The 21,984-nt window shown below is 68.5% G+C and carries 20 protein-coding genes and 1 tRNA gene; 1 reads left to right on the top strand and 20 read right to left on the bottom strand.

From position 1 onward, the window contains the following. Positions 1 to 4: 4 nt before the first annotated feature. The 14 genes from rpoB to rplJ all read right to left on the bottom strand — a co-directional run bounded on the left by rpoB (position 5) and on the right by rplJ (position 17,064). Positions 5 to 3,508, bottom strand: a complete 3,504-nt coding sequence (gene rpoB, locus ACFPLC_RS17820) for a DNA-directed RNA polymerase subunit beta (protein WP_378189259.1) — start codon at positions 3,506 to 3,508, stop codon at positions 5 to 7. Between the two features lie 741 nt (positions 3,509 to 4,249). Then, positions 4,250 to 5,218 (bottom strand): hypothetical protein, encoded by a 969-nt coding sequence (locus ACFPLC_RS17815; RefSeq protein ID WP_378189594.1) that lies wholly within the window; start codon positions 5,216 to 5,218, stop codon positions 4,250 to 4,252. A 77-nt stretch (positions 5,219 to 5,295) separates the two neighbouring features. After that, entirely contained in the window at positions 5,296 to 5,871 is a 576-nt protein-coding gene (locus ACFPLC_RS17810; protein WP_191311650.1) for a hypothetical protein, read from the bottom strand. Between the two features lie 36 nt (positions 5,872 to 5,907). Next, positions 5,908 to 7,173: an MCE family protein gene (locus ACFPLC_RS17805; RefSeq protein WP_378189260.1), complete on the bottom strand. Its 1,266-nt coding sequence runs from the start codon at positions 7,171 to 7,173 to the stop codon at positions 5,908 to 5,910. Further along, positions 7,173 to 8,351: an MCE family protein gene (locus ACFPLC_RS17800; protein WP_191311645.1), complete on the bottom strand. Its 1,179-nt coding sequence runs from the start codon at positions 8,349 to 8,351 to the stop codon at positions 7,173 to 7,175. The genes ACFPLC_RS17805 and ACFPLC_RS17800 overlap by 1 nt, the downstream gene beginning before the upstream one ends. Continuing rightward, entirely contained in the window at positions 8,348 to 9,532 is a 1,185-nt protein-coding gene (locus ACFPLC_RS17795; RefSeq protein ID WP_378189261.1) for an MCE family protein, read from the bottom strand. Before ACFPLC_RS17795 ends, ACFPLC_RS17800 begins: the two co-directional genes overlap by 4 nt. Continuing rightward, positions 9,529 to 10,515 carry an MCE family protein gene (locus ACFPLC_RS17790; RefSeq protein WP_378189262.1) on the bottom strand — a complete coding sequence of 329 codons (987 nt, stop codon included), beginning with the start codon at positions 10,513 to 10,515 and terminating at the stop codon, positions 9,529 to 9,531. The genes ACFPLC_RS17795 and ACFPLC_RS17790 overlap by 4 nt, the downstream gene beginning before the upstream one ends. Beyond that, complete coding sequence (locus tag ACFPLC_RS17785; protein WP_378189263.1) at positions 10,512 to 11,540, bottom strand: MCE family protein; 1,029 nt, start codon at positions 11,538 to 11,540, stop codon at positions 10,512 to 10,514. Before ACFPLC_RS17785 ends, ACFPLC_RS17790 begins: the two co-directional genes overlap by 4 nt. Then, the gene (locus tag ACFPLC_RS17780; protein WP_378189264.1) at positions 11,537 to 12,862 is read right to left on the bottom strand and encodes an MCE family protein; all 1,326 of its coding nucleotides are present in this window, start codon (positions 12,860 to 12,862) and stop codon (positions 11,537 to 11,539) included. Before ACFPLC_RS17780 ends, ACFPLC_RS17785 begins: the two co-directional genes overlap by 4 nt. Further along, positions 12,859 to 13,695, bottom strand: coding sequence for an MlaE family ABC transporter permease (locus ACFPLC_RS17775; protein ID WP_191311632.1), 837 nt, complete (start codon positions 13,693 to 13,695; stop codon positions 12,859 to 12,861). Before ACFPLC_RS17775 ends, ACFPLC_RS17780 begins: the two co-directional genes overlap by 4 nt. Before the next feature lie 4 nt (positions 13,696 to 13,699). Beyond that, a complete protein-coding gene (locus tag ACFPLC_RS17770) occupies positions 13,700 to 14,452 on the bottom strand; it encodes an MlaE family ABC transporter permease (RefSeq protein WP_003060268.1) in 753 nt (250 codons plus the stop codon). 38 nt (positions 14,453 to 14,490) lie between these two features. Beyond that, positions 14,491 to 15,669, bottom strand: a complete 1,179-nt coding sequence (locus ACFPLC_RS17765; protein WP_191311629.1) for an ABC transporter ATP-binding protein — start codon at positions 15,667 to 15,669, stop codon at positions 14,491 to 14,493. A 403-nt stretch (positions 15,670 to 16,072) separates the two neighbouring features. Then, positions 16,073 to 16,459, bottom strand: a complete 387-nt coding sequence (gene rplL, locus ACFPLC_RS17760; protein ID WP_191311627.1) for a 50S ribosomal protein L7/L12 — start codon at positions 16,457 to 16,459, stop codon at positions 16,073 to 16,075. A 50-nt stretch (positions 16,460 to 16,509) separates the two neighbouring features. Then, positions 16,510 to 17,064: a 50S ribosomal protein L10 gene (gene rplJ, locus ACFPLC_RS17755; protein WP_191311624.1), complete on the bottom strand. Its 555-nt coding sequence runs from the start codon at positions 17,062 to 17,064 to the stop codon at positions 16,510 to 16,512. Positions 17,065 to 17,344: 280 nt separating this feature from the next. On the opposite strand from rplJ, the gene ACFPLC_RS17750 reads away from it, so the two are divergent. After that, positions 17,345 to 18,307, top strand: a complete 963-nt coding sequence (locus ACFPLC_RS17750) for a hypothetical protein (RefSeq protein ID WP_378189265.1) — start codon at positions 17,345 to 17,347, stop codon at positions 18,305 to 18,307. Here the strand turns inward: ACFPLC_RS17750 and ACFPLC_RS17745 are convergent. The 6 genes from ACFPLC_RS17745 to ACFPLC_RS17720 all read right to left on the bottom strand — a co-directional run bounded on the left by ACFPLC_RS17745 (position 18,304) and on the right by ACFPLC_RS17720 (position 21,901). Continuing rightward, positions 18,304 to 19,083 (bottom strand): alpha/beta fold hydrolase, encoded by a 780-nt coding sequence (locus tag ACFPLC_RS17745; RefSeq protein ID WP_378189266.1) that lies wholly within the window; start codon positions 19,081 to 19,083, stop codon positions 18,304 to 18,306. The two genes, ACFPLC_RS17750 and ACFPLC_RS17745, sit on opposite strands and share 4 nt — an antisense overlap. A gap of 70 nt (positions 19,084 to 19,153) precedes the next feature. After that, on the bottom strand, positions 19,154 to 19,873 hold the full coding sequence (gene rplA, locus ACFPLC_RS17740; RefSeq protein ID WP_378189267.1) for a 50S ribosomal protein L1: 720 nt from the start codon (positions 19,871 to 19,873) through the stop codon (positions 19,154 to 19,156). 76 nt (positions 19,874 to 19,949) lie between these two features. Further along, positions 19,950 to 20,387: a 50S ribosomal protein L11 gene (gene rplK / locus ACFPLC_RS17735; protein ID WP_043781763.1), complete on the bottom strand. Its 438-nt coding sequence runs from the start codon at positions 20,385 to 20,387 to the stop codon at positions 19,950 to 19,952. Between the two features lie 75 nt (positions 20,388 to 20,462). Beyond that, positions 20,463 to 21,296 (bottom strand): transcription termination/antitermination protein NusG, encoded by an 834-nt coding sequence (gene nusG / locus ACFPLC_RS17730; RefSeq protein WP_378189268.1) that lies wholly within the window; start codon positions 21,294 to 21,296, stop codon positions 20,463 to 20,465. A gap of 65 nt (positions 21,297 to 21,361) precedes the next feature. Then, positions 21,362 to 21,802 (bottom strand): preprotein translocase subunit SecE, encoded by a 441-nt coding sequence (gene secE / locus ACFPLC_RS17725; RefSeq protein ID WP_378189269.1) that lies wholly within the window; start codon positions 21,800 to 21,802, stop codon positions 21,362 to 21,364. Between the two features lie 26 nt (positions 21,803 to 21,828). Further along, positions 21,829 to 21,901: transfer RNA gene (locus tag ACFPLC_RS17720), tRNA-Trp, on the bottom strand. Positions 21,902 to 21,984 lie beyond the last annotated feature (83 nt).

Raw genomic sequence — 21,984 nt, 5'->3', positions numbered from 1 at the left:
GCGGTCAGTGCACGACGTCGTCCACCGAGGGCGACTCGTTGCGGGACAGGTTGATGCCGAGGTTCGCCGCGGCGCGCTCGAGGTCCTCGTCGTCGGAGTCGCGCATCTCGATCGCCGCACCGTCGCTGGAGAGCACCTCGACGTTGAGGCACAGCGACTGGAGCTCCTTGAGGAGCACCTTGAACGACTCCGGGATGCCCGGCTCGGGGATGTTCTCGCCCTTGACGATGGCCTCGTACACCTTGACGCGGCCGACCACGTCGTCCGACTTGATCGTCAGCAGCTCCTGCAGCGTGTAGGCGGCGCCGTACGCCTGCATCGCCCAGCACTCCATCTCACCGAAGCGCTGGCCACCGAACTGCGCCTTACCACCCAGCGGCTGCTGCGTGATCATCGAGTACGGACCGGTGGAGCGGGCGTGGATCTTGTCGTCGACCAGGTGGTGCAGCTTCAGGATGTACATGTAGCCGACGGACACCGGGTACGGGTACGGCTCGCCGGAGCGGCCGTCGAACAGGTTGGCCTTCCCGTTCTCCTTGACCATCCGCTCGCCGTCGCGGTTCGGCTTCGTGCTGGCGAGCAGCCCGGTGAGCTCCTCCTCCTTCGCGCCGTCGAACACCGGGGTGGCGGTGTTCGTGCCGGGCGCGACGTCACGCAGCTCGGGCGAAAGGTTCTTCGCCCAGTCCGGGTCGCCCTCGATCGTCCAGCCCTGCGAGGCCAGCCAGCCCAGGTGCAGCTCGAGGATCTGGCCGATGTTCATCCGTCGCGGCACACCGTGGGTGTTCAGGATGATGTCGACCGGGGTGCCGTCCTCCATGAACGGCATGTCCTCGACCGGCAGGATCTTGCCGATGACACCCTTGTTGCCGTGCCGACCGGCGAGCTTGTCGCCCGGCTGGATCTTGCGCTTCTGGGCCACGTAGACGCGGACCAGCTCGTTGACGCCCGGGGGCAGCTCGTCGTCGTCCTCGCGGGAGAACACCCGGATGCCGATGACCTTGCCGGTCTCGCCGTGCGGCACCTTCAGCGAGGTGTCGCGGACTTCGCGGGCCTTCTCGCCGAAGATCGCGCGGAGCAGGCGCTCCTCCGGGGTCAGCTCGGTCTCGCCCTTCGGCGTGACCTTGCCGACCAGGATGTCGCCGTCGCGGACCTCGGCACCGATCCGGATGATGCCGCGCTCGTCGAGGTCGGCCAGGACCTCCTCGGAGACGTTCGGGATGTCCCGGGTGATCTCCTCGGCGCCCAGCTTCGTGTCGCGGGCGTCGATCTCGTGCTCCTCGATGTGGATCGACGTCAGCACGTCGTCCTGCACCAGGCGCTCGGAGAGGATGATCGCGTCCTCGTAGTTGTGGCCTTCCCACGGCATGACCGCGACCAGCAGGTTCTTGCCCAGCGCCACCTCACCGTTTTCGGTGGACGGGCCGTCGGCGATGACCTGGCCTGCTTCCACCCGGTCGCCCTCGTTGACGATCGGGCGGTGGTTGAAGCAGGTGCCGTGGTTCGAGCGGCGGAACTTGTAGAGGCTGTAGCTCTTGCGCGTGCCGTCGTCGTGCATGACCGTGATCAGGTCGGCCGACAGCTCCTCGACCACGCCCGACTGCTCGGCGACCAGCATGTCGCCGGAGTCGATCGCGGCGCGCAGCTCCACGCCGGTGCCGACGTACGGCGCCTGGCTGCGGAGCAGCGGCACGGCCTGACGCTGCATGTTCGCGCCCATCAGCGCGCGGTTCGCGTCGTCGTGCTCGAGGAACGGGATCATCGCCGTCGCGATCGAGACCATCTGCCGCGGCGACACGTCCATGTAGTCGATGTCGAGCGGGTCGATCAGCTCGACCTCGCCGCCCTTGCGGCGGGCCATGACCCGGTCTTCGACGAAGTTGCCGTCGTCGTCGATCGGCGCGTTCGCCTGGGCCTTGACGTAGCGGTCTTCCTCGTCGGCCGTCAGGTAGTCGATCTGGTCGGTGACCCGGCCCTCGACGACCTTGCGGTACGGCGTCTCGATGAAGCCGAACGGGTTGACCCGCGCGTACGAGCAGAGCGAGCCGATCAGGCCGATGTTCGGGCCTTCCGGCGTCTCGATCGGGCACATCCGGCCGTAGTGCGACGGGTGGACGTCGCGGACCTCCATGCCGGCGCGCTCACGCGACAGACCACCCGGGCCCAGCGCGTTGAGGCGGCGCTTGTGGGTCAGGCCGTCGATCGGGTTCGTCTGCTGCATGAACTGCGACAGCTGCGAGGTGCCGAAGAACTCCTTGATCGCCGCGCCGATCGGGCGGATGTTGATCAGGGTCTGCGGGGTGATCGCCTCGACGTCCTGCGTGGTCATCCGCTCGCGGACGACGCGCTCGGTGCGCGACAGGCCGACCCGGATCTGGTTCTGGATCAGCTCGCCGACGGTGCGGATGCGGCGGTTGCCGAAGTGGTCGATGTCGTCGGTCTCGACCGGGATCTCGGTCCCGTTCGCGGCGGTCATCTTGTCCTCGCCGGCGTGCAGCCGGACCAGGTACTCGATGATCGTGACGATGTCCTCTTCGGTCAGCGTGCCGTTGTCGATCGGGGTCGACAGGCCCAGCTTCTTGTTGACCTTGTACCGGCCGACCTTGGCCAGGTCGTAGCGCTTCGCCTTGAAGAACAGGTTCTCCAGCAGGGTCTGCGCGCTCTCCTTCGTGGGCGGCTCGCCCGGGCGCAGCTTGCGGTAGATGTCGAGCAGCGCCTCGTCGGTGCCGGCGGTGTGGTCCTTCTCGAGGGTGGCCAGCAGCGTCTCCGAGAAGGAGAAGCGCTCGCGGATCGCCTCGGTGGTCCAGCCGAGCGCCTTCAGCAGCACGGTGACCGGCTGGCGGCGCTTGCGGTCGATGCGGACGCCGACGGTGTCGCGCTTGTCGACGTCGAACTCCAGCCAGGCACCCCGGCTCGGGATGACCCGGACGCTGAAGACGTCCTTGTCGGAGGTCTTGTCGATGTCCTTGGAGTAGTAGACGCCCGGCGAGCGGACCAGCTGGGACACCACGACACGCTCGGTGCCGTTGATGACGAAGGTGCCCTTGTCGGTCATCACCGGGAAGTCGCCGAGGAAGACCGTCTGGCTCTTGATCTCACCCGTGTTGTTGTTGACGAACTCCGCCGTGACGAACAGCGGGGCCGCGTACGTCATGTCCTTGTCCTTGCACTCCTCGATCGAGGCCTTGACCTCGTCGAAGCGCGGGGCGGAGAAGGACAGGGACATCGAACCGGAGAAGTCTTCGATCGGGGAGATCTCGTTGAGGACCTCTTCGAGGCCGCCGACCGGGTTCTCTTCACCTTCCTCGACACGGCGCTGGAACCACGCTTCGTCCCCGGTGAACCACTGGAACGACTGGATCTGGACGTCGAGCAGGTTGGGGGTGTTCAGGGGTTCGCGAATCTTTGCGAAGGAAACCCGCTTGGGCGCGCCGGGGATTCCCGTGGCCTCCGAGCGAGATTCAGCCGAGGTGGTCGCAGCAGTGGCCTGGTTCGCGGGAGAGACTGCCAAGATGCGTCCTTCCGGGGACAATGAGCGGTGACGGCCGCCATAGCAACAGCTATGAGCGACTGTCAAGGGTGCCGTGTGCCCACTATCCTAACTACCGGCTCCGGGCAGCCTGAAAGAGGGCAGCGCAAAGAGACAGTCTAGCCCGAACGTCGCGGCCTGTCCAGGGGGCGCTCCCGATGGGGCCCAGCCTGCTTCGCAACGTCTTCAGGTATGCCTCCGGGCGTCCCGGTGGTCCCTCCCGCAAGGGCCCCGGTTTCGCCGTCGGGAGTAAGCGTGAACCCACCGGCGCTTCCAGTCAAGATGCCACACGGGGGTCCCGCCGGTTGGCGCAGCGTGGAAGAGGTTCAGCGGAGCGTGAGCGGCCCAATATCATTCCAGCTACTGGCCGGTAACGCCACCTTGGCGGCTCTACCTGGGGTTTCCCGGGGCCGGTGAGGGTATGGCGAAGGCCACCGGGCCGGAGTGGGGCCGGGCGTGTCGAAGAACAGGTTTTGCGGATCCCGTGTCCGGGGAGGGCTCGTTCGGGCGCGAGAGAGCGCTTGCGGGCCGCTTGCGACGGCCGCTCGCCACGACTGCGGCGCCGCCCGCTCAGAGCCGCCCGGCGGCCCACCACGCCTCCCGCCACGCGCACCCCGGAGTGGCGGCAGGTTCGGACGTCAGGAATGACTCATTCCTGACGTCCGACGCCAGGAATGAGTCATTCACTGCATCTGGCGACAGCCCCCGCCGAGTCTTGGGAAGCTACTTGGTCGGCGAGGGGGAAGCCGGCGCCGAGGAAGGCGCCTGCGACGGGGCCTGCGACGCCGCCGGGACCTTCGGCGCGTTGTAGGTGTCCATGTCGGTGATCTTCCACTTGTCGCCCTGGAGCTGGGCGTTCAGGTGAAGCTGGGCCGTGCCCGCGGTCGTCTTCTTCGTGTCCGTGCGGGTCGAGGTCTGGTCGACGAAGACCATCACCTTCGCCAGGTCGCCGTTGAGCATGATCACCGCCGCGCGCGTCACCTTGCACGTCACGATCATCTTCTGCTGCGGCGCGAGCCGCTTCACCTCGCCCATCAGCGAGTTGTACTTGTTCTTGACGTCGTCGTTGGCGAGCAGGTCGTTCGCCGCGTCCTCGGTCTTCTTGATGTTGTTGAAGTCGTAGGAGAACAGCGCCTCGGCCGCCTTCGACACCGCGTCCTTGACCTGGGCCGTCTTCGCCACGTCCAGCAGCGCCGTGTTGCTCGTCGCCGAGGAGACCTTGACCTCCTCGGACTTGAACCAGAACGCCAGCCCGCCCAGTACCAGCGCGACCAGCACCAGCGCGCCCGCCACCAGGTACGGCTTCGGCACCTTCGGGCCCGCAGCCGCGGTGGGCTCGCCCTCGGTGACCGGGACCTCGGACTCCTCGGTCGGCTTCGCGATCCCGGTGTCCCGCTTCTTCCGCCGCGGCGCCGGCCGCTCCGTGACCTCCTCGGCGGCGGCCTCCGGCTCCCCGGTGAGCGCGTCGACCCGGGGCTCGGTCTCGACCGCCGTGAACACCTGCGTGTCCTCGGCGGACGCGGTGTCGAGCTGCCCGCTGGTGGCCTCCACTGGCTCGGGGGCGGGCCGGGGCACCGGGCGCGGCGCCGGCCTCGGCCGCGGCTTGCGCGGCTCGGCGGGCGGGACGGCGGGCTGCTGGCCGGTCCGCTCGGCGGCGGACTCGTCCACCGAGGGCTTGCGCAGCCCGGCCACGCGGGGACGCCGCGACGGCGTCGGGGTGCTGCGCGGCGGCTGGCGGCGGGAGGGGGGCACTACAGGCTCCTTCTGTACTACTGGCCGGCCGCGACGAGCGGGACGCTGTCGATGCCGGACAGCTTCCACTCCTCGCCCACCCGGGTCATCGAGACTTCGAGGCGCAACGGCTTCGCGCTGCTCTTGTCCCCCTGGGTGACGGTCGTGGCGATGGCGGCGAGGAAGCTCGCCTTGCCTTCGTGGTCGTCCAGCTCCTCGACGGCGATGTCCTGGACGTCGGTGGTGACCTTCGTCTTGGCGTCGGAGAGCGCCTTGCGGAACGTCGGCGCCGACTGGTCGATCTGCTGCGACATCTTGTCGTCCGACACGGCCTTCTGCCGGGCGAAGAAGCCGTCGAGGTCGGTGTAGTCGACCTCGGTGTAGGCCTTCAGCGCGTTGGTGCCCGCCTTGACCACGGCCTCGCGCGAGGCCGCCAGCCCGGCGTTGTCGTCGGCCGCGGCCGCCCACCACTGGATCCCGAAGAACGCCGCGGCGATCAGGGCGGCGAGCGCCAGCGCGCCGGCGCCGAGCACCAGGGTCCGCGCGGGGTCCTTCGACGGCGTCGCGGACTCCTCGTCCTCCACCGCCGTGGCGGCCGGCTCCTCCGTGCTCATGACACTCCAGAGTAGGTAACGGTCATCAAATCCACGTCAGGACAGGCCGAGCAGCGAGCCCAGGCTGTTCAGGCTGACGCCGGGGCTGCCGACGATGCCCGGAACGCCCCGGGTGTTCCGCTCCTCGGCCAGCTCTTCGGCCGGCCGGTTCGCGTTGGCCGCGACGTCGCTGTCCGACGGCGCGACCGGCACCCCGCCGTACGGCGCGTTCTGCGCCCCGCGGACGTTGATCGGGCTGCCCTTCGGTTCGGCACAGTACGCGTCTTCCTTCGCCGGCCTCGGGGTCAGGTCGTTGCCGGTGCGGAACTGCGAGTACGGGATGTACCCCTTTGTGCAGGACGGCGGGTTGAACAGGTTGAGCACCAGGCCGAGGTGCGCGGTGCCGTCGCCGGGCGCGACGCTGCTGACCGCGCCGGCCAGCGCCGGATACGTCACGAGCCCCTGCTCGATCCCGTCGAGGCGGGTCACGGTCAGGTTGGCCGTGGTGAGCAGGTTCGCCGTCAGCGCGCCCAGGCCGGGTCCGGACTCGGCCAGCACCTGGCTGACCTGGGCGGCCACCTGCGGCGTGATGCCGATCAGCTTGCGCAGGTCGCCGTCGGAGTTCTTCAGCGTGCCGGTGAGCTCGTTGAGGCTCTTGCTGAACGACGCGAAGTTCGCCGCCTCGGCGTTCTGCGTGTCCAGCACCTGGCCGCCCGCGTCCAGCAGCTGGATCGTCTGCGGCAGGTACTCCTGCGCGGTCGCGGTGAAGCTGCGCGCGGTGTCCAGCAGCTTCTGCAGGTCGCCGCCGGTGCCGCGGAAGGCGTCGTAGGACTCGTCGACGACCGTGCGCAGCGAGTCGACCGGGACCGACGCGGCGAGCGAGTCGAGGTCGCCGATCAGCCGCTCGGTGCTGACCGGGGTGGTCGTCTTCGCCGCCGGGATCACCGAGCCGGCCGCCAGGTACGGGCCCTGGTCCGCCTTGGGCCGCAGGTCGACGTACTGCTCGCCGACCGCCGACCGGTTGGCCACGACGGCGTCGAGGTCCGCCGGCACCTTCGGCGCCGACGGGTCGATGTTCAGGTCGGCCTCGAGCCCGGTCGGGGTGAGCCGCATCTCGCCGACCCGGCCGATGTTGTAGCCGCGGTAGGTGACCTCGGCGTTGGTGAAGATGCCGCCCGACTCGGTGAGCTGCAGTTTCACCGTGTAGCCGTCGTTGCCGAACACGCTGCCGAGCCCGGCGAACCGGATCAGCGCGTACACGATCGCGACGACGGAAATGATCGCGAAGGCGATCAGTTGGATCTTCGTCCGGCGGATCAGCATCAGCCCGCACCTCCCGACAGGAGCCCGAAGAGGTTGCCCAGGCCCGGCTTGGACTGCGCGGACTGCTGGCCGGCGCCGGGGATCGGCAGCGGCGGCGGCTGGTTGGCCGGCGTGCCCTGGACCCCGCCGGTCAGGCCGGCCAGCGGCAGCTGCCCGGCCAGCGCGTTCTGCCGGCTGTTGCCCAGGTTGTCGACGATCGTCTTCAGGTTCAGGTCCACCTTCGCGAACAGGTTGAAGTAGTCGCCCTTGACGCCGTTGACGGCCTGGTCGCTGAACGGGAACGTCAGCAGCAGCTGCAGGGCCTGCGGCAGGTCGTTGCCCGCCTCGCCGAGCTTCTGCAGCGTCGGCGTCAGCGCCTTCAGGTCGGCGACGAGGTCCTTCTGCGACTTGTTCACCGTGTCGGTCGCGACGCCGGAGAGGTTGTCCAGCGCCTGCAGCATGGTGACCAGCTGGCCGCGCTGCTGCTCCAGCACGCCGAGCCCGGGCCCGAGGTTGTCGACCGCGCCGACCAGCTTGTCCTTCTGGTCGTTGAGGGTCGAGGAGAGCCGGTTCAGCCCGTCGATGGCCCGGGTGATGTTCTTCGACTGCTTGTCGAGGTTCGTCACCAGCTGGTTCGCGTTGTCCAGCAGCGCCTTGATGTCCGGTTCGCGGCCGGAGGTGGCGTTGTTGAGCTCCTTGGTGATGGTGTTGAGCTGGTCGATCCCGCCGCCGTTGAGCAGCAGGGACAGCGCCCCGAGCAGCTCTTCGACCTCGACGCTGCGGTTCGTGCGGGCCAGCGGGATGGTCGCGTTGTCGGCGAGCTTGCCCCGGGCCTGGTCGTCACCCGGCGAAGCCAGCTCGACGTACTTCTCCCCGAGCAGGCTGGACTGCTTGACGTTGGCGATCGCGTTGGCCGGCAGCTTGATGTCGCCGTTGACGCGCAGCGTGACCAGCGCGTGCCAGCCGTCCTTGGTGAGCCCGACGTTCTCCACCCGGCCGACCGGCACCTCGTCGACCTTCACCCCGGCCTGCGGGGTCAGGTCGAGCACGTCCCGGAACTCGACGTTCACCGTGTAGGGGTGGTCCCCGAGGTCGGCGCCGCCGGGCAGCGGCAGGTCGTAGATGCCCTTGAAGGCGCACCCGGAGAGCACCAGCGCGGACGCCGTGGCCAGTGCGCCGACGGTCAGGAGCTTCTTCACTGGCCACCTCCGTAGAGCTGCCCGGCGATGGGCAGGGGCAGCGGCGGCAGCTGGCCCGACTGCAGGGCCTGCACGGTCTGCGCCACGGACGGCAGCGGGATCACCTTGTCGACCACGCCGGCGATGCTCTCGCAGGCGTTGCCGAGCACGTCCGGGATGCTGTTGGTGCCGACCTGCTTGAGCAGACGGCAGATCATCACCAGCGGCGGCTGGGTCAGCTCGTTGAGGTTCGGCCGGGCGTCGAGCGTGCCCGCCGCGCCGTTGTAGGTGTTGACCAGGTTGCTCAGGCCGACCGGGGCGACGTCGAGGATCTCGGCGAGCGAGCTGCGCTGGTCGACGAGCACCTTGGTGATGCCGGCCAGCTTGTCGACGTTGGACTTCAGCCGGTCGTGGTTCTGGTCGATGAACGCCTGCACCGAGGTCAGCGTGGTGCCCAGCTGCTGCACGGTCGCGGCCAGGTTGTCCTTTTCGGAGGCCAGGTAGCCGCTGACGTCGGCCAGCCGGCTCTCGAAGGTGCGCACCTGCTTGTCGGAGTCGGCCAGCGTCTGCGAGAACTTGCCGAGGTTCTCGACCGTGGAGAACAGGTCGTCCTTGTTGCCCGACAGGGTGCCGGCCGCCTGGCCGAGCTTGGTGATCGTGTCGTGCAGGGCCTGGCCGTTGCCGTCGACGTTGGCCGCCGCGGTGTTCAGCAGGTTCGACAGCGACCCGGACTTGTTGGCGCCGTTCGGGCCGAGGGTCTCGCTGACCCGGGCCAGGCTCGAGGCCAGCTGGTCGACTTCGAGGGGCACCTCGGTGCGGTCGAGGCCGATGACCGCGCCGTCGGAGATGCGCGGGCCGCCGGTGTAGGCCGGGGCGAGCTGGACGTACCGGTCCGACACGAGCGAGGGCGCCACGATGAGCGCCTTGGCGTCGGCCGGGACGGCGACCGAGCGGTCGTACTCGAAGTCGACCTTCACCTGGTTGCCCATCGGCGTGATCTTGGTGACCGTGCCCATGTCGACGCCGAGCATCCGCACGCTGTTGCCCTCGTACAGGCCGACGGCGCCGGCGAAGTACGCGGTCAGGTGGTTGCGGCCGGCGTCCTTGAGGGTCCACCAGATCCCGCCGGCGACGACGAGCGCGAGGACGATCGCGATGGTGAAGCCGCGGGTCAGGGCCTGCCCGAAGCGGGTGTCACTCATTTCGTGTAGCACCCCTCTTCGTTGATCGGGCCGAACGACGGCAGCAGCAGGCCGCAGATGTAGTTGTCGAACCAGCGGCCGTTGCCGATGGTGTTGGTGAAGACCCGGATGAAGGGCGCGAACTTCTGGAGCCCCTCGGCGAGCGAGTCCTGGTTGCGCTGCAGCATCGACGTCAGCTGGTCGAGCTGGGTCAGCACCGGGTCCAGCTGCTTGTCGTTGTCGTCGATCAGGCCCTGCAGCTGGGTGGCCAGCTCGCGGGAGCCGTTGAGCAGCGCGGTGATCGCGTCCTCGCGCTTGGCCAGCTCGGCGAGCAGGTCGTTGCCGTCGGTCAGCAGCTTATGCACCTCGGCGTCGCGGTCGACCAGTGTCTGCGACACCTCGCGCGTGTTGGCCAGCAGGTTCGACAGCTGCTGATCGCGCGAGGCGATCGTGTCCGACAGCTTCGACAGGCCGGACAGCGCGCCCCGCACGTCCTCCGGGGTGTTGGCGAAGGTCTGCGAGATCGTGTCGAAGCTCTGCGCCAGCTGCTTCGTGTCGATGTTGTCGACCGTCTGGGAGAGCCCACGGAAGGCGTCGAGCACGTCGTAGGGCGCCATCGTGCGGTCCCGCGGGATGCCGGTGCCCGGGTTCAGGGCGTGCTCGCCCTGCGGGTCGAGCGACAGGTACTTCTGCCCGAGCAGCGTCTTGATCTTGATCGCGGCGCTGGTCCGGTCGCCCAGCCAGGCGTCCTTGACCTTGAACGACACCTTCACCGACGCGCCGTCGAGCTCGATGTCGCTGACCTTGCCGACCTTCACGCCGGCGATCCGGACGTCGTTGTCCTTCTGCAGCCCGGACGCCTCGCTGAACTCGGCGCTGTAGGTGGTGCCGCCGCCGATCACCGGCAGGTCGTCGGAGTTGAGCGCGGCGGTGAACGCCAGCGCCAGCACGACGATCCCGACCAGCGCGATCGGCACGGGGTTGCGCTTCTGGAACGACTTCATCCCGAGCACCTCGCCCGGTTCGCCGGGATCAACGGGAGGGCCACGTCATTGATCAGGGGCGGCAAGCTGACACTCCCGGAGAACTCGCAGGCGTAGAAGTTGAACCAGGAGCCGTAGTCCGCGGTGCGGGTCAGCGTGCTCACCTTGGTCGGCAGGAACTGGATGAAGTGCTCCAGCTCCGGCTCGTTCTTGTTCAGGGACTGGGTGAGGGTCCCCAGCGCGCTGATGTCGTTCTTCAGCGGCTCGCGCACCTCGCCGAGCAGCCCGGACGTCGTCTGGGCCAGGTTGCCGAGGCTCTCGATCGCGTCGCCGATCGGCTTGCGGTCGGCGGCCAGCCCGGACACCAGCTGCTGCAGCTTCACGATCAGGTCGTTGAGCTGCGGGGTGTGCGCGTTGACCGTGTCGAGCACCGAGTTGAGGTTGTCGATGACCTCGCCGATCACCTGGTCCTTGTCGGCGATCGTGGTGGCCAGCGAGGCCGTGTGCGACAGCAGGCTCTCCACGGTGCCGCCCTCGCCCTGCAGGACCTGGATGACCTCGTAGGACAGCTTGTTGACGTCCTCGGGGTTGAGCGCGGTGAACAGCGGCTTGAAGCCGTTGAACAGCTCGGTCAGGTCGAGCGCCGGCGTGGTCCGCTCCAGCGGGATGGTGCCGCCGGGAGCCAGGGTCTTGCCGCCGGAGTTCTCGCCCTCGCCGAGGGAGACGTACCGCTGGCCGACCAGGTTGCGGAACTTGATCTGCGCGGTCACCCCGGCGGGCAGCGTCCGCCCGGCGTCCACTTCGAACTCGACCTCGGCCTGGCGCTTGTCGACGATCTTGACGTCCTTGACCTGCCCGACCCGGACGCCGGCGATGCGGACGTCGTCGTTGGGCAGCAGCAGCGTCGCGTCGGTGAAGCGCGCCTTGTAGGCGTTGGTGCTGGTGGTGTTGATGTTGGCGATGCTGATCCCGAGGATCGTCGTGAACAGCACGGTGACGACCACGAAGACGCCGAGCTTGATCAGCGGCGCGAGCAGGCCCCTCACTTGACCGTCACCTCCGCACCCCGGTAGAGCGGGCCGACGAGCAGCGAGCTCCAGCCCGGGACGTCGGCGGCGGTCATGCCCAACTGCGGGCCGAGCAGATCGGCCAGGAAGCCCTGCTCCGCCGTCGAGTACGCCAGGTCACCCCCGCTGCCGCCGTTGCCGGCCGCGTCGGCCTTGAACTTGGCCGGGTTGAGGCCCTCGCCGACGCTCTTCGGCGCGGCCTGGTGCAGCGTGCCGTCCTTGAACGCGCCGTCCGGCGGCTCGGACGGGAACGGCTTGGGGATGTCCTTGATGTCGTAGCAGCGCGGACCACGCTTGTCGTCGAACCGCGGCTCTTCCTTGCCGGCCTGGTAGGGCGCGCGCGGCACGATGATCTCGATCGTCGCGTGCAGGCCGGGCTGGTTGGTGCCCTTGCCCAGCGCCTGGTCGATCAGCGGCACGTTCTGCGCCATCTGGGAGATCACGCAGGGGTACTCCGGCGCGTACTTCGCCAGCAGTTCGGCCGTCGGCCGGGCGGTGTCGACGAGGGAGATGATGTTGTCCTTGTTGTTCTGCAGGAACGTCTGCAGGTCCACCGAAGCCTGGGTCAGGCTGCCGTAGAGGTCCGACAGGTGCTGCCGCTCGTCGACCACGGTCCGGGTCGTCGTGCTCAGGTTGTCCAGGCTCTGCACCAGGTCCGGCGCGGCGTCCTTCAGGTGGTCGGAGAACTCCGCGAGCGCCTTGAGGTTGTGCTGCAGTTCCGGCTCGTGCGGGTTCAGCTCGCCGATGTAGGTGCCCAGCTGCGAGAGTGTGTCGCCGAGCTGGTCGCCGCGGCCCTGCAGGGCCGTCGAGATCGCGGTGAGCGTCGCCGAGAGCTTCTGCGGCTGGACCGCCTGCAGCACCGGCATCAGGTGGGAGAACGCCTGCTCCAGCTCGACCGCGTTCGACGTGCGGTCCTGCGGGATGACGTCACCGGTGGAAAGGGTCTTCGCCGAGGGGTCCTTCGGGATCTCCAGCGACACGAACCGCTCGCCGAAGAGCGTCTTGGGCAGGAACCGCGCCGAGACGTTCTCCGGGATCAGCTTCGCCGACTCGGGCTTGAGCGCGAGCGTGAGCTCGGCGCCCTTGTCGGTGGCGACGATGTCCTGGACGGACCCGACGATCAGGCCGCGCACCTTGACGTCGGACTGCTTGATCAGCTGGTTGCCGATCTTGTCGGCCTGCAGCTTGACCGTGACGACCGGCGTGAACGCCTTGTCGTAGAGCGCGATGGACAGCGCCACCCCGCCGACCATCACGGCGATGAGCAGCAGGCCGAGCAGCCTGCGTCGGAGCGTCCTCATCCCGCGATCCTTACCGTGACGTCGGTTCCCCAGATGGCGAACCCGATGAAGAAGTTCATGATCGACACCGTGACGATGGACAGCCGGACGGCCTTGCCGACCGCGACGCCGACGCCGGCCGGGCCACCGGTCGCCCGGTACCCGAAGTAGCAGTGCGACAGGATGATCAGGACGCTGAACAGCAGCACCTTGATGAACGAATAGAGCACGTCCTGCGGTGGCAGGAACAGGTCGAAGTAATGGTCGTACGTGCCCGCGGACTGGCCGTAGATGTAGATGACGACCAGTCTCGACGCGAGGTAGGAGCTGAGCAGGCCGATGATGTAGAGCGGGATGACCGCGACGAACCCGGCGATGATCCGCGTCGTCACCAGGTACGGCAGGCTCGGTACGCCCATGACTTCCAGTGCGTCGATCTCCTCGGAGATCCGCATCGCGCCCAGCTGCGCGGTGAAGCCGGCCCCGACGGTGGCGCTCAGGGCGAGGCCGGCGACCAGCGGGGCGATCTCGCGGGTGTTGAAGAACGCGGTCAGGAAGCCGGTGAAGGCCGACGTCCCGATCGAGTTCAGCGCCGAGTAGCCCTGGAGGCCGACGAGCACACCGGTGAACAGCGTCAGGCCGACCATCACGCCGACCGTGCCGCCGATGACGGCGAGGGAGCCGGAGCCGAAGCTCACCTCGGCCAGCAGCCGGAGGACCTCTTTGGTGTAGCGGCGGATGGTCCGCGGGGTCCACAGCAGCGCGCGGCCGTAGAACGACATCTGGTCACCGAGGGTGTCCAGCGTCTGCAACGGACGATTGACGACGCGTTTCGCGCCCTGGAGGAACGTCATGGCGCTAGTCCAGCTTTCCGGGCACGATCTGCAGGTAGATCAGGGTGATCACGAAGTTCACGACGAACAGCAGCAGGAACGTGATGACCACCGACTGGTTCACCGCGTCCCCGACGCCCTTCGGGCCGCCGGAGGGGTTGAGGCCCCGGTAGGACGCGACGACGGCGGCGATGAACCCGAAGATCAGCGCCTTGATCTCACCGACCCACAGGTCGGGAAGCTGCGCGAGGGCGGAGAAGCTCGCCAGGTAGGCACCCGGCGTCCCGCCCTGGAGCACGACGTTGAAGAAGTAGCCGCCGAGCACGCCGATGACGCTGACCATGCCGTTGAGCAGGAGCGCGACCAGCATCATCGCGAGGGTGCGCGGCACGATCAGCCGCTGGACCGCGGAGACGCCGAGCACCTCCATCGCGGCGATCTCTTCGCGGATGGTCCGGGCGCCGATGTCGGCGCAGACGGCCGAGCCGCCCGCGCCCGCCACCAGCAGCGCGGTGACCAGCGGACTGGCCTGCTGCACGGTGGCGAGCACGGAGCCCGCGCCGGTGTAGGACTGCGCGCCCAGCTGGCGGGCGAGCGAGCCGAACTGCAGCGAGATGACGGCGCCGAAGGGGATGGCCACCAGGGCCGTCGGCAGGATCGTCACGCTCGCGATGAACCACGACTGCTGGATGAACTCCCGCAGCTGGAACGGGCGCTGGAACAGGCCGCGGACGATGTCCAGGCCGAGAGCGAACAGGTTCCCGGTCTCGCGGAGCATGCCGATCCCGGGGATCTTCGCCTGTGTTGCGGGAGAGCTCACCGGCCACCTGGCCCGTTGTTCGTCGGTGGCATCCGGTGCGTGCCGGTTCTCGGCGGCTGGCCGCCGCCCGGGATCCGGGCCACCTGGTCGGCGGGCAGCTGCCCGTGGTGCTGGTTCGGGACGCCGTCACCCTGCGGGCGGGCGCCCACCTGCTGCGGCTGCCCGCGGTGCGGCCGCACGCCGTAGCGGCGCTGCTCCTCGGGGCTCAGCGACTCGATGATGCTTTCCTGCGCGGCCGGCGGCAGCCGGTGCATGATCTCCATGACCCGGTCCTTGCGGCGGATGGCACCCATCCGGGTGGCCACGCCCGGCGTGGTCTGCATCTGCGGCGGCACCCCGCTGATGTCCTCGACCCCGCCCGCGTGGTGGCCGGCGTCGAACATCGCCTGCTCGGCGGCCATCTGGGCGGAGTCCTTCTCCTCGGACATGCCGATCGGGCCCTGCATCTTGCCGTTGAGGAACTGCTTGACGACCGGCTCTTCGCTGGTCAGCAGCACCTCGCGCGGGCCGAACATGACCAGTTCCTTGCGGAAGAGCATGCCCAGGTTGTCCGGCACCGTGCGGGCCAGGTTGATGTTGTGCGTGACGATCAGGAAGGTCGCGTCGATCTGCGCGTTGACGTCGAGGAACAGCTGCGAGATGTAGGTGGTGCGGACCGGGTCGAGGCCCGAGTCCGGCTCGTCGACCAGGATGATCTCGGGGTCGAGCACCAGGGCGCGGGCCAGGCCGGCGCGCTTGCGCATACCGCCGGAGATCTCACCGGGCAGCTTCTTGTCGGCGCCGTTCAGACCGGTCATGTCGAGCTTTTCGAGGACGATCCGGCGGATTTCCGTCTCGGATTTCTTCGTGTGCTCGCGCAACGGGAAGGCGACGTTGTCGTAGAGGTTCATCGAGCCGAACAGGGCGCCGTCCTGGAAGAGGACGCCGAAGAGCTTCCGGATCTCGTAGAGCTTGTGCTCGGAGCAGGTGACGATGTCGACACCGTTGATCACGCAGCGGCCGCGGTCGGGCTTGAGCAGCCCGATCATCGACTTGAGGAAAACCGACTTGCCGGTCCCTGACGGGCCGAGCATGGCCGACACTTCGCCCGGGGGGAGCGTCAACGTGACGTCCCGCCAGATGGTCTGCCTACCGAAGGACTTTGTCAGACCTTCGATGACCACCTCGGCACCCATCGCACCTCCAGGAGCTGTTCCGCGTCATTGCGCCCGCTGCCACACCCTGCCACCCACGCCGGCGGCGGGTGTGGGCCTGTGGCGCCCACGAACCCGCGTCAACCAGGTGCAACGAGCTGAGTGCGAACAGGTTACTCACCAGTTTTCTTTTCTGGCCAGCCCCGGACCCATCGTCACCCCGCCGTGATCGCCAACGGGCAGCACGGTAGCCCATTCGGGGCAACTGCGCAGGTCCGAGCGGCCCCGGAACCACGATTAAGGGACCCCGGGGAGATCCGGACACCGCTCCTAGGGGTTCCCGGAGGCCCCCAGCTCAGGAAGTCGTAGACGCGGAAAGGGCGGGCATCCGCAGTGGATGCCCGCCCTTTCGCGAGGTGGAGCGTAGGCGCTTGCGCGCCGGAAATCACTTGATGGAGATCTTGGCGCCCGCGGCCTCGAGCTTCTCCTTGGCGGCCTCGGCGGCCTCCTTGTCGACCTTCTCCAGGAGGGCCTTGGGAGCGGCCTCGACCAGCTCCTTGGCCTCCTTCAGGCCCAGGCCCGAGACGACCTCGCGGACGACCTTGATGACCTGGATCTTCTTGTCGCCGGCGCCCTCGAGGATGACGTCGAACTCGTCCTGCTCCTCGGCGGCGGCGGCCGGGGCGGCACCCGGAGCGGCAGCGGCGACGGCGACCGGCGCGGCGGCGGTGACGTCGAAGGTCTCCTCGAACTCCTTCACGAACTCGGACAGCTCGAGGAGGGTCAGCTCCTTGAAGGCGTCGATCAGCTCGGCGGTGCTCAGCTTCGCCATGATGGCTTCCTCTCAGAAAAAACGAACTAGGCGTTCGGGGTGGGGGTGGTTCAGCTCTCGGCGGGTGCTTCGGCTGCTTCGGTACCGGCGGCGTTGCGCTGCTTCTCCTCCAGCGCGGCAGCCAGGCGGGCGACCTGGGACGCCGGCGCCTGGAACAGCGCGGCGGCCTGGGACAGCTTCGCCTTGAACGCGCCCGCCGCCTTGGCGAGCAGGACCTCACGGCTGTCGAGATCGGCGATCCGGTTGATCTCGTCCACGGACAGCGGCTTGCCGTCCATGTAGCCGCCCTTGATCACAAGCGCGTTGTTGTCCTTCGCGAAGTCGCGAAGCGCCTTGGCGGCGTCGACCGCTTCACCCTCGACGAAGGCGATGGCGGTCGCGCCGACGAACAGGTCCTCGAGACCCTGGATGCCGGCGTCCTCGGCCGCCCGCTTGACCAGGGTGTTCTTCGCGACCCGGTACTTGGCACTGGTGCCGAGAGCGCGGCGCAGCTGGGACAGCTGGGACACGGAGAGGCCGGTGTACTGGGTAACGACGGTGGCCGAGCTGGTGCGGAAGCTCTCCGCGATCTCGGCGACGGCCGCCACCTTGTCGGGCTTCGCCATGGTCGCCTCCTCTCTTGGCTAGTGTTTCCACTGGCTGTTCGAGGAGCCCCTCAGACGACGAAACGCCCTCGCGCAAGCAGGCGCGGGGCGTCTTCGGGCACTCGGGTGCCCGGCCTCGTTCCTCCTGCGCGGGCCGCCCGGCGTGATGCGGGACCTTCGTTCCCCGTGTTGGCGGGGAAAACCAGCGGTCTTCGGTAGAACCGTCATCGAGAATACCTTGTCAAGTCGACATGCCTTCTCCGACCCCCACCTTCGCGGCGGAGTGGGGCATCATGGTCACGTGGCGGAGCAGCGCGATGACGGAAAGCCGGGCTCGGAAATCGAACCGGCGGGCTCGAACGCGCCCGCTCCCGGGAACGACGCCGCTCCGGTGCCCGGCCAGGGCGCCCCGGCACTCCCGCAGCCATCCCGCGCCGCCGGTCAGCCGCCGGTGGACCCGGCCCAGCTGGAGCAGTTCCGCCAGTTCCAGCAGTTCCAGGACTATCTGCGCTTCACCCAGGCCCAGCAGGGCAACCAGCCGGCGCCCGTGCCGGACTCGGGCGTCGTCCAGGCTCCGCCGTCGCAGCCGGCGCCGCAGCAGGGTGGCCAGCCCCCGATGATCCCGCCGGGCTACCAGCTCGTCCCGGTCGAGCGGCGGCGGGCACCGAAGTGGTTGACCTGGCTGGGCAAGAAGGTCATCGCCTGGGTGCTGGCCTTCATCCTGCTCGCGATCGCGGGCACGTGGCTGTACAACCACTTCTTCCCCAACGACGCCGGCAAGACCTCGGCCCAGCTCGCCCAGGAAGGCGGCGGGAAGTACCACACGAACCACGTGTTCTCGACGAACCCGTACGAAGCGGTGCGGATGGTCTACCACAACGTCGCCCAGGGCCGGGTCGACGACGCCTGCGGCCGGTTCCAGAACGAGGGGCAGCGCGACACCCAGACCCGGTTCGCGCAGGACATCGCCCAGACGTTCCGGCAGGACGCGGCCCAGACGGATTGCAAGAAAGCCGTCGAATTCCTCGCCACCCAGGTGACGAACAAGAACGACTACGCCGAATCCCTGCCGTCCAGCGTCTCGGAGCCACTGCCCGGGGACACCGTGACGATCGATTCGTGCACCTTCCCCGTCACGGGCGGTCCGGCGCTGGGCGTCTTCACCGTCTCGAAGGTCGACAAGGGACAGTGGCTCATCACCGGCCACGCGATCGGGCCGGCGAAGTGCAGCGGCGCCCCGACCGTGACGCCGACGAGCCGCTAGCGCGGGTGCGGAGCGGACAGGAACGAAACCAGGGCCTCCGCGAACGCCGGTGACATCACCGCCGTCATGTGGTCGCCCGGGATCCGCATCAACCTCGCCCCCGCGATCGCCGCCGCCAGTCGCTCCGGCTCGGCTGCCAGCTGGTCCTGCTCGCCCGCCAGGACCAGCGTCGGCACCCCGATCGACGACAGGTCCAGGTGCCCGTCCCCCGAAGCCGAAGCCAGCGCCACCGCCGCCAGCGCGCGCCGGTCGCCGCCCGTGGCGTCGGCCAAGAGGCGGAACGGGACTCCCGATGGCGGGACCAGCGCCGGGTCCTCCGCCAGCAGGGCCGCAGCGATGTCCGCCGGTTTCACCACGCGCAGGTCGACGCCGCCGAAGTCGACGATGCCCGAACCGACGCCGCCCGTGGCCAAGCAACGGATGCGCTTGTCGGCCGCCGTCGCTGTCAGCGCGATGATCGCGCCCATCGAGTAGCCCACCATCGACACCTCGTCGAGGCCCAACTCGTCCAGCAGGGCCGAGACATCCTGCGCCATGGTGTCCGACGTGTAGCGGGACTCGTCGTGCGGCTTCTCGGAACGGCCGTGGCCGCGGGCGTCCAGGGAAACCACCGTGAACCCCGCCGATCGCAGCGCCGCGACGACGCCGGTGGAGATCCAGTTCGCGTTCGTGTCCGCGGCGAAACCGTGCTGCAGCAGGACCGGGCGGTGGGCGCCGTCGCCCTCCCACACCGTGTAGTGCAACCGGAGCCCGTCGAACGACGCGAAAGTCGGCATGTCGTCAATAAGACACGAAGAAAGGGCGCCCCCGCAGCAAGCGGGGACGCCCTTTCTGGTGATCTCAGCCTCAGACGGCCGCTTCCTCGGAGAGGAGGTTGCGGGTCCGCAGCGGGTCGACCGGGATGCCCGGGCCCATCGTGGTGGTGAAGGTGACCTTCTTCAGGTAACGGCCCTTCGCCGACGACGGCTTGGCGCGGAGGATCTCGTCCAGCGCGGCCGCGTAGTTCTCGACCAGCTTCTCGGTGTCGAAGGAAGCCTTGCCGATCACCAGGTGCAGGTTGGCCTGCTTGTCGACGCGGAAGTTGATCTTACCCCCCTTGATGTCCTTCACGGCCTTCTCGACCGCGGGGGTCACCGTGCCGGTCTTCGGGTTCGGCATCAGGCCACGCGGGCCGAGGATGCGGGCGATGCGGCCCACCTTGGCCATCTGGTCCGGCGTCGCGATCGCGGCGTCGAAGTCGAGCCAGCCACCCTGGATGCGCTCGATCAGTTCGTCGGTGCCGACCGCGTCCGCGCCGGCGGCTTCGGCCTCGGCGGCCTTGTCGCCGACGGCGAAGACGATGACGCGGGCGGTCTTACCGGTGCCGTGCGGCAGGTTCACGGTGCCGCGGACCATCTGGTCGGCCTTGCGGGGGTCCACACCGAGACGCATCGCGACCTCGACGGTCGCGTCCATCTTGGTCTTGGAGGTCTCCTTCGCCAGCTTCGCAGCCTCGAGCGGCGCGTACAGGCGCGTCTTGTCGATCTGCTCCGCAGCCTGGCGGTAAGCCTTGCTGTGCTTGGGCATTTCTTCTGTCCTTAACTACGAGTGGATCAGTGTGGTGACGAGCCAGCCCTGGCTCTCCCACGGGTACTTCAGGAAATCAGGCGTCGACGACCGTGATGCCCATCGAACGAGCAGTGCCGGCGATGATCTTCGCGGCCTGGTCGATGTCGTGCGCGTTGAGGTCGGTCTCCTTGGTCTTGGCGATCTCGCGGACCTGGTCCCAGGTGACCTTGGCGACCTTGGTCTTGTGCGGCTCGCCGGAGCCCTTCTCCACGCCCGCGGCCTTCAGCAGCAGCTTCGCGGCCGGCGGCGTCTTCAGCTTGAAGTCGAACGACCGGTCCTCGTACACGGAGATCTCGACCGGGACGACGTCCCCGCGCTGCGACTCGGTCGCGGCGTTGTAGGCCTTGCAGAACTCCATGATGTTGACGCCGTGCTGACCCAGCGCGGGGCCGACCGGCGGCGCGGGGTTGGCCGCACCCGCCTTGATCTGCAGCTTGATGATCGCCGCAAGCTTCTTCTTCTTGGGTGGCATTTCTTTTCCTGTCCTGTACTACGTTCCCCGCGTACCTGCCGTGGACGCGGGGACTGCGGCCGGAACGGCCGGCCGTCAGATCTTGGAGACCTGGTTGAACGACAGCTCGACCGGGGTCTCCCGGCCGAAGATCGACACCAGGACCTTCAGCTTCTGCCCGTCGACGTTGACCTCGGAGATCGTGGCCGGCAGCGTTGCGAACGGGCCGTCCATGACCGTGACCGACTCGCCGACCTCGAAGTCGACCTCGACGGCCGGGCCGCCGAGCGGCGCGGCCGCGGCGGCCTCGCCCTTGCTGGCCTTGGCCGGGGCTTCCTTCTCGACCTGCGGCGCGAGGAACTTCAGCACCTCGTCCACGGTCAGCGGCGACGGCCGCGAGGTGGCGCCGACGAACCCGGTGACACCCGGCGTGTTGCGCACCGCGCTCCACGAGGCGTCGTTGAGGTCCATCCGGACCAGGATGTAGCCGGGCAGCACCTTGCGCTGCACCTGCTTGCGCTGGCCGTTCTTGATCTCGGTGACCTCTTCGGTCGGGACCTCGATCTGGAAGATGTAGTCCTCGACGTCCAGGGTCTGCGTGCGGGTCTCGAGGTTGGTCTTCACCTTGTTCTCGTACCCGGCGTAGGAGTGCACGACGTACCAGTCGCCGGGGGCGGCGAGCAGCTCGGCGCGCAGCTTGGCGACCGGGTCCTCGTCGTCCGCGGCCGGCTCGGCGGCGGTCTCGTCGATCACGTCGTCGGCGGAAGCGTCGTCGTCGCCGGGAGCGGCAGCGTCGTCGTCGACCTCGGAGTCCGACACGTCGACGGGCTCGAGGTGGGCGGACTCTTCGTCACCGAGTGCCGCGTGCACCTGCTCGTCGGAAAGCTCGGTCAGGTCGTGACCGGCTGCTGTGCCGTTGTCGGAGGTCACGTTCCGTCCTCTCAGTTGATCATTGCCGGGGCCCGGGGCCCCATCGGCACCGCGCCGGGGGCGCGTCAGCCGAAGATGTGGCCGATGCCCCACTTGAACAGCAGGTCCAGGCCACTCACCAGGGCCACCATGAACACCACGAAGACCAGCACGACCGCGGTGTAGGTGACCATCTGCTTGCGGTTGGGCCAGATGACCTTGCGCAGTTCCGCCCAGACCTCGCGGATGAAGCGCACCAGCCGCGCGAACACGGAGGCCTTCTTCGGCTTCTGGTCCCGCTTCGGAGTCGGAGCGCCCTTCGCGTCGGGGGCGGTCTTCTCCCCCGACTTCCCGGCCGGGCGGGTCCGGTCGTCCGCACGTGCCGCGGACTTCCCCGCCGGACGAGCGGTCGCACGGCGCTCACGCCGGGCAGCGGCTGTGACGGGACGGGACGGGCTCTCGGGCTTCTGCCCGGTGCCGTCCTGCTCCTGCTCGCCGCCGCTGGCGTCGCTGTCGCTCACGACCACTCCTCCGCTCCACCAGTTCCGTTACGCAGGGGTGACAGGACTTGAACCTGCAACCTGCGGTTTTGGAGACCGCTGCTCTGCCAATTGAGCTACACCCCTGTGGAGCCCCGATCGCTCGGAGCCCCGGTGGACGCATTCCATCGTCCCCACCATCCAGGCGGGGATGACCGTAGTGCGTTCCA

Source organism: Amycolatopsis plumensis (genome assembly GCF_042652605.1).
Classification (GTDB): domain Bacteria; phylum Actinomycetota; class Actinomycetes; order Mycobacteriales; family Pseudonocardiaceae; genus Amycolatopsis; species Amycolatopsis plumensis.
The sequence above is the reverse complement of the archived record's forward strand: the minus strand, read 5'-3'. Positions and strand labels throughout refer to the sequence as shown.